The sequence below is a fragment of the Kribbella deserti genome (genome assembly GCF_042434725.1).
In the GTDB taxonomy this organism is placed as follows: Bacteria; Actinomycetota; Actinomycetes; order Propionibacteriales; family Kribbellaceae; genus Kribbella; species Kribbella deserti.
In genome coordinates, this window is sequence record NZ_JBHLTC010000013.1 from 1 (window position 1) to 6,753 (window position 6,753).

Annotated in this window: 6 protein-coding genes and 1 pseudogene; 2 read left to right on the forward strand and 5 right to left on the reverse strand. The window is 68.2% G+C overall.

Translation table 11 applies throughout. The annotated features are described in order from the left end of the window. Positions 1-312: 312 nt before the first annotated feature. The 5 genes from ACFFGN_RS11455 to ACFFGN_RS11475 are packed head-to-tail and all read right to left on the reverse strand — an operon-like array spanning position 313 to position 5,080. Positions 313-1,056: a pseudouridine synthase gene (locus ACFFGN_RS11455; RefSeq protein WP_380046308.1), complete on the reverse strand. Its 744-nt coding sequence runs from the start codon at positions 1,054-1,056 to the stop codon at positions 313-315. Next, positions 1,049-2,764 carry an SMC-Scp complex subunit ScpB gene (gene scpB, locus ACFFGN_RS11460; RefSeq protein ID WP_380046310.1) on the reverse strand — a complete coding sequence of 572 codons (1,716 nt, stop codon included), beginning with the start codon at positions 2,762-2,764 and terminating at the stop codon, positions 1,049-1,051. Before scpB ends, ACFFGN_RS11455 begins: the two co-directional genes overlap by 8 nt. Further along, positions 2,761-3,864 (reverse strand): segregation/condensation protein A, encoded by a 1,104-nt coding sequence (locus ACFFGN_RS11465; RefSeq protein ID WP_380046312.1) that lies wholly within the window; start codon positions 3,862-3,864, stop codon positions 2,761-2,763. The genes scpB and ACFFGN_RS11465 overlap by 4 nt, the downstream gene beginning before the upstream one ends. Then, on the reverse strand, positions 3,861-4,190 hold the full coding sequence (locus ACFFGN_RS11470; protein WP_380046314.1) for a hypothetical protein: 330 nt from the start codon (positions 4,188-4,190) through the stop codon (positions 3,861-3,863). Before ACFFGN_RS11470 ends, ACFFGN_RS11465 begins: the two co-directional genes overlap by 4 nt. Further along, the gene (locus ACFFGN_RS11475; RefSeq protein WP_380046319.1) at positions 4,175-5,080 is read right to left on the reverse strand and encodes a ParA family protein; all 906 of its coding nucleotides are present in this window, start codon (positions 5,078-5,080) and stop codon (positions 4,175-4,177) included. Before ACFFGN_RS11475 ends, ACFFGN_RS11470 begins: the two co-directional genes overlap by 16 nt. A gap of 613 nt (positions 5,081-5,693) precedes the next feature. Between ACFFGN_RS11475 and ACFFGN_RS11480 the strand changes: the two genes are divergently transcribed. After that, positions 5,694-6,515: an SMP-30/gluconolactonase/LRE family protein gene (locus ACFFGN_RS11480; protein WP_380046316.1), complete on the forward strand. Its 822-nt coding sequence runs from the start codon at positions 5,694-5,696 to the stop codon at positions 6,513-6,515. A 100-nt stretch (positions 6,516-6,615) separates the two neighbouring features. After that, positions 6,616-6,753, forward strand: a pseudogene (locus tag ACFFGN_RS11485) (IS3-like element ISMysp3 family transposase); the annotation flags it as partial.

Below are 6,753 nucleotides of genomic sequence, written 5' to 3' on the forward strand. Positions count from 1 at the left end.
GGGTCCGACCGTCGGTGAGTGGCGCGGTACCGCCCGCATTTCGCGTCCGACCGTCGGTGAGTGGCGCGGTACCGCCCGCATTCCGGGTCCGACCGTCGGTGAGTAACAGGGCCGCCTCGCATTTTGCGTCCGACCGTCGGTGAGTGGCGCGGTACCGCCCGCATTCCGGGTCCGACCGTCGGTGAGTAACAGGGCCGCCTCGCATTTTGCGTCCGACCGTCGGGATGAAGTTGGACGTCGGACGCGAGTGGACGCGTATGAAAGCGACCACTCGCGTTCTGCAGGTGTGCGGCCCCGGCCAGGGCGGGTTGGTTAGAGGTCGACTAGGTCTAGGAGTTGGCCTAGTTCCTTGTCGGTGAGTTCGCGGAGGTCACCGGTGTGCAGGTTGCCTCGGCGGACTGGGCCGATGGCGGTGCGGGTGAGGCGCTTGACCGGGTGCCCGACCTCGTCGAACATGCGCCGCACGATCCGGTTCCGCCCCTCGTGCAGGGACATCTCGATCAGCGTGCGGCCGCGGATCGTGGAGATCACCTTGACCGAGTCGGCCTGGACGAAACCGTCTTCCAGGTTCAGCCCGTCGAGCAGCCGCCGTAGTACGACGGGCTTCACGTTGCCCTCGACCTCCGCGACGTACGTCTTGGAGACCTCGTACGACGGATGGGCCAGGCGGTGCGCGAACTCGCCGTGATTCGTGAGGAGGAGCAGGCCCTCGGTATCGGTGTCGAGCCGCCCGACGTGGAACAGCCGCTCCTCCCGGTCACCGACGTAGTCCGCGATGCACGGGCGTCCCTGCGGGTCGGACATGGTGGTGACCACGCCACGCGGCTTGTTCAGGACGAGATAGACGTGCGCGGTGACGGGCGGAATCCGCTCGCCGTCGACCCGGATCACCGACACGGCCGGGTCCACCCGCAGTCCGAACTCGGTGACGACCTCGCCGTCCACCTCCACCCGGCGCTGCTCGATCAGGTGCTCGGCCGCCCGCCGGCTGGACACCCCTGCCTGCGCGAGGGCCTTCTGCAACCGGATACCGCCGGGCTCGTTCGTCTCAGTCATCAACCCGATTCGACCACGCCGAGCCGCGTTCTCCCACATCCGCCGCCCCGGAACCGGCCTCGGCGTCCCCGCTGGCGGACTGCTCGTCACGCTCGGTACCGCCTGCCGCGACGTCCGCAACCTCTTCAGCGGTGCCGGCTTCGGACGCGTCGACGCTCTCGGAAATCGTGTTCTCGGCTGCAGGGCTACCGAACTCTTCAGCGGCCTCAAACCCTGCAGCGCTCTGGAACCCCTCACGGTCCTCCAGCACGTCGCCGCTCCCCGACTCCTCAGCGTCCTCCGCAGCCTCTTCGGCCTCCGCAAGTTCAGCAGCCTTGGCATCCTCAGCCTCAGCCGCCTCTAGCTCCTCGACGGCTGCCATGGCTTCGTCGGCCCGCACGTCCTCCCCCGTCTGCAGGTCCTCAGCCACCTCCAGGTCGTCAACCGTCTCCAGGTCCTCAACCGCCTGCGCGTCCTCAACCGGTACGGCGGCCGCGGCCCTCTCGTCGGTCTCGGCCTCGTCAGCTTCGGCGCCCGGCACGTCTTCGGCCGGTACGGCGGGGCCGCCTGGTTCCCCCGGTTCGGTCTTGGTGATCTCGGATACGGCGGCTTCGGCCTCCGCCTCCTCATCGCCGGCCGCTTCGGACACGGCGCTCTCCGGATCGGACATCTCGCGCCCCGGCCCCTCGGGCTCGGTCGCGGTCCCACCCTCCGCCGTACCACCACTAGCCGCCTCGGTTTCGGCGGCGGCAGCGGCGTCGAGCCCGTCCAGCTTGTCCTGGGCCGCCTTGTCCTGCGCGGCCATCTCGTCCTCGACGTCGTCCATCTCGGGGAGGTACGGCGCGAGCTCGGGCAGATCGTCGAGGCTCTGCATGCCCATCCGCTCGAGGAAGTACGAGCTGGTCCGGTAAAGCGTCGCCTGCGACTCGGTATCCGCGCCCGCCTCCTCGACCAGCCCGCGCGTCACCAACGTGCGCATCACGCCGTCAACGTTCACACCACGAATCGCGGATACGCGCGCGCGGCTCACCGGCTGCTTGTACGCGACCACCGCCAGCGTCTCCAGCGCCGCCTGGGTCAACCGCGACTGCTGGCCATCCAGTACGAAGCGCTCGACGTAGATCGCCGAGTCCTCGCGGGTGTAATACCGCCAGCCGCCTGCAACCTCGCGCAGGTCGAATCCGCGTCCCTGCTCGGTGTACTCGTCGGAGAGTACTGCGAGCGCCGTCGCGACATCGTTCGGCGGGCGGCCCACCGCGCGCGCCAGCGTCAGCACCGGCAACGGCTCATCCGTCACCATCAGGATCGCCTCGAGCGCCCGCCGCATGGTCACGTCATCGATGACCACCTCGGCCGTACCCGGCAACTCCCCCACGCCCTCAGCGAGTTCCTCCGCGTCGCCCACCTCGGCGGCGGCCTCATCCGCGTCGACCACCTCGGCGACGGCGGAATCCGCCTCGGCGCCAGGCTGCGCGTCAGCAACCACCTCGTCCACCTCCGCCGGGTCAGAGTGCTGCGCCGCCACCGAGGCCGGCACATCCCCACCCGGCCGCCATCCGGTATCACCGCCGCCCAGAACCTCATCGCCCTGCTGAGCCGCGTCCTGCTCAACCGCGTCCTGCTGGCCCGCGACCTGCTCGGACTGATCGGCCTGTGTGGCTTCCCCGGTTTTCCCGGCTGCCGCGGCTTCGTCGGTGAGCTCGGTCGAGGCGTCGTGGTTTTCGGTCACTGGTCATCCGTCTCGTTCGGTCCGGGCGTCGCTTCTCCGGCCTCACCGGGCGTCGGGTCGGCCTCACCGGGCGTCGGGTCCACCGTGGCTTGCCCGTCGTACGCCGGGGCTTGCCCGTCGTACGCCGGGGCTTGCCCGTCGTACGACGGCTGCTCGTCCTCGGGGTCGTCGACGGTGAGGGTGGCGATCGGCTCGAAGTCTGGTTCCGGTCCGGCGTCCACCGACTCGGCGTCTTCCGGCGGCTGGGCGGCTTCGTCGAATTCGGCGCTGACCAGTACGTCGCCCTCTTCGCTCCCGGTCCAGCGCACGGTGAGTTCGCCGAGCGGGGTCACCTGGTCGAAGGACACCGCGCTCGCGCGGAACAACTCCAGCAGCGACAGGAACCGGCACACGGTCGTGACGGTGTCCGGCGAGTCCGCGACCAACGCGCGGAACGTCAGGCTGCGCGACCGGCGCAACCGTTCGACCACGACCAGGGCCTGCTCCCGCACGGTGACCGCCGGCGCGTGCAGATGGGTGAGCGAGACCTCCGGGATCGGCTTCGGCGCCAGCGCCCTCGCGGCCAATTCCGCCAGCCCGGCTGGATCGATACCGAGCAGCACCTCCGGCAGCAGGTCGGCGAACCGCGGTTCCATACTGACGGCCCGCGGGAAACGCTTGGCCTCCTCGGCCATCCGGTGGTTCATCAACGCGGCGATCTGCTTGAAGGCGCGGTACTGCAGCAGGCGCGCGAACAGCAGGTCCCGGGCCTCCAGCAGCGCGAGATCCTCCACATCCTCGACCTCGGCCTGCGGCAACAACCGCGCGGCCTTCAGGTCGAGCAGGGTCGCCGCGACCAGCAGGAACTCCGAGGTCTGGTCCAGGTCCCACTTCGGCCCGCCCGCCTTGATGTGGGCGATGAAGTCGTCGGTGACCTGCGACAACGCGATCTCGGTGATGTCCAGCTTGTGCTTGGCGATCAGCTGCAGCAACAGGTCGAACGGCCCGTCGAAGTTGACCAGGTGAACGCTGAAACCCTTGTGCGCGGACGACGGCGGACTGTCCAGATCGACCGGAGCGTCCAGGTCGATCGGGACAGCAGACGTCGAACCCGAGCTCATTGCGCCCGGAGCCGTTGGACCAGGACCGAGTCGGGACCGCGCTCGACAAAATCGGCCAGCAGCACGTCGATCGCCTCACGGACGATCCGGCCGCGGTCGGCCGCCAGCCCGTGCTGCGCGCGCAGGGCCAGACGTGTCTGTTCGAGCCCGAGCAACTCCTCCTCGGTCACGTACACGGTGATCTTCGTGTCGTGCCGGACCCGCCCGCTGGACCGACGGTCCTCGGTCGCGGTACTGGTCGAGGTGGGGGGCTCGGGGCGTGTCTGCCTGGGTGCCGTGCCGCCGAACAGCTCGCTGGCACCCGGCAGGCTCACCCGGCGGGACAACGCGCCAGCACCTCCTTGGCCAGCTCGCGGTACTGGGACGCGGCGGACGAGGACGGCGCGTACGTGGTGATGGGTTCGCCGACGACGGTCGTCTCGGGGAACTTCACCGTGCGCCGGATGACGGTGTGGAAGACGCGCTCGTCGAAGGCCTGAACGACACGGTCGAGCACCTCGCGGGCGTGTGTCGTCCGGCCGTCGAACATGGTGCCGAGAATGCCCACGATCTCCAGTTTCGGGTTCAGACGGTCTTGTACCTTGCCGATGGTGTCGGTCAGCATGGCCAGCCCGCGCAGCGCGAAGAACTCGCACTCCAGCGGTACGACGATGCCGTTCGACGCGGTCAGGGCGTTGACCGTGAGCAGGCCGAGGCTGGGTGCGCAGTCGATCAGGATCACGTCGTACAACGGGATGATCGGCTCCAGCACGCGCTGCAGCGTGTACTCACGGGCGACTTCCTGGACCAGCTGCACCTCGGCAGCGGAAAGGTCGATGTTGGCCGGCAGCAGGTCGAGGTTCTCCACCCGGGTCGGGCGGATCACCTCGTCATGGCGGATATCGCGCTGCATCAGCAGGTTGTAGACGGAGATGTCCAGGTCGTGCGGCTGCACGCCAAGGCCGATCGACGCCGAACCCTGCGGATCGAAGTCGATCAGCAGCACCTTGCGGCCGGTCTCGGCGATCGCAGCGCCGAGGTTGATGGTGGTGGTCGTCTTGCCGACGCCACCTTTCTGGTTGCACATGGCGATGACCTGCGCCGGCCCACGACGGGTCGGCGGCAGGATGTCGGGAAGATCGGGCAACGGACGTCCGGTGGGTCCGATCTTGTTCTTCACACCGGCGGTCGCGGTCTCCACATCCTCTGCGGTCAGCTTCGGGGTCGGTCGGGGCATCTCGGCATAACCGTCGGGCGGGCTGACCTGCCGCGCCTGGGTGTGGCCATCGCTCACGGGCGGCGGGCTCACCGGCGGGTAGGCCGGCGGCTCGGTGCTCGTGGGCGCGATACCCGGGTTCTCGTTATGGGGTAACTCGTTCCGGCTGTCTTCGTTACTGCTGTAGCCGGAATTCTCGGTGTCAGTGCTGTAATGCGGATGCCCATTGGGCGTGTAGTCGGTGGATTGAGGCGGGATCTGGCCGGTGTGCGGGGCCTGGGCAGACTCGGTCGTCGACAGCGGTGTCACCTGCGACGGGGTCTGCGGGGTGCCCGGGTATGTCGACTCGTTCACAACTCGTCAAACCTTTCCACCGATACGGGCGATCCCAGCGACTGTAGGCGTGCATTCAAGCACTCTCAAGCGGCCACTCCGTACGGGGGTCAGGTCGTCCGCTGCGCAAGCAGATTCCGCGTCCCACAGGCAGGTTCCGCCGCAGTGCGTAGCCGCCTGAATGCATCGCGCGACCAGACCGGTCCGGTTGGCGTATCTCCCGGGTGATGTCGAGAACGGCGGCTCAGCTTCTACACCCTCGTGAAGGCGCTACCCGAGCGCCCAACTGAGGGAGAACGCCATGCTCGAGCTGTCCACCCTGATGACCGACTTGGTGATGGTCGAATCGCCGCGCTGGCACGACGATCGCCTCTGGTTCGCCGATTGGGGCACCCGCCAGCTGATCGCGGTCGACCTGGCCGGCCGGAGTGAGGTCATCCTGGAAATGCCGTCGATGCCGTTCTGCTTCGACTGGTTGCCCGACGGCCGCCTCCTCGTGGTCTCTGGCGGCGAGGCCCGCATCCTGTGCCGCGAACCCGACGGCGCGTTGACGACGTACGCCGATCTCTCGGGCCTTTCCACCCACGCCTGGAACGAGATCGTCGTCGCACCCGACGGCAACGCGTATGTGAACGGGATCAACTTCGACTTCCCGATGGGCGAGTTCCGGCCCGGGCTGATCGCGTTGGTTCAACCGGACGGTTCCGTCTCCCAGGTGGCAGCGGATGTCGCCTTTCCCAACGGCATGGCCATCACGCCGGACGGATCCACCCTGATCGTCGCCGAGTCGTACGCCGACCGGCTGACCGCGTTCGACCTCACTTCGACCGGGGCCCTCACGAATCGCCGCGTCTGGGCCGACCTCGGCAAGGGCGCCGCCCCCGACGGCATCTGCCTCGATCCCACGGGTGCCATCTGGTACGCGTCGGTCCCCCAACAGCGATGCACCCTCGTCGGCGAAGGTGGCGACGTACTCAAAACCGTCCCCCTGGACCGCGGCGCCTTCTCCTGCGCCCTCGGTGGTCCTGACCAGCGGACCCTCTTCATCACCGCCAACGACTACTCGCCCGAAATGTTCACCACTCAGTCCGGCCGAGTCCTCACCACTCCCGCCTCGCCCTAACCCCACCCCTCCGCCACCTCCGACCCCACCCCCTCCACCAGTGGACACGTGAACCACCCCGGGTTTGGTGCACACCTCCTTCGTTGGGAAGGTGTCATCTATGCCGAGCAAGTACGACGAGCAGACCAAGGCCAAGGCGGTCCGGCTGGTCACTGAGCATGTTCAGGATTACGGCTCTGAGTGGGCCGCGATTGTGGCGGTGTCTGGCCGGTTGGGGATGAATGCGGAGACGTTGCGC

Coding starts and splice junctions, on each gene's coding strand:
- ACFFGN_RS11455 (WP_380046308.1), bottom strand. CDS start 1,056: ATGACTGAGACGAACGAGCCCGGCGGTATCCGGTTGCAGAAGGCCCTC.
- ACFFGN_RS11465 (WP_380046312.1), bottom strand. CDS start 3,864: ATGAGCTCGGGTTCGACGTCTGCTGTCCCGATCGACCTGGACGCTCCG.
- ACFFGN_RS11480 (WP_380046316.1), top strand. CDS start 5,694: ATGCTCGAGCTGTCCACCCTGATGACCGACTTGGTGATGGTCGAATCG.
- ACFFGN_RS11475 (WP_380046319.1), bottom strand. CDS start 5,080: ATGCCCCGACCGACCCCGAAGCTGACCGCAGAGGATGTGGAGACCGCG.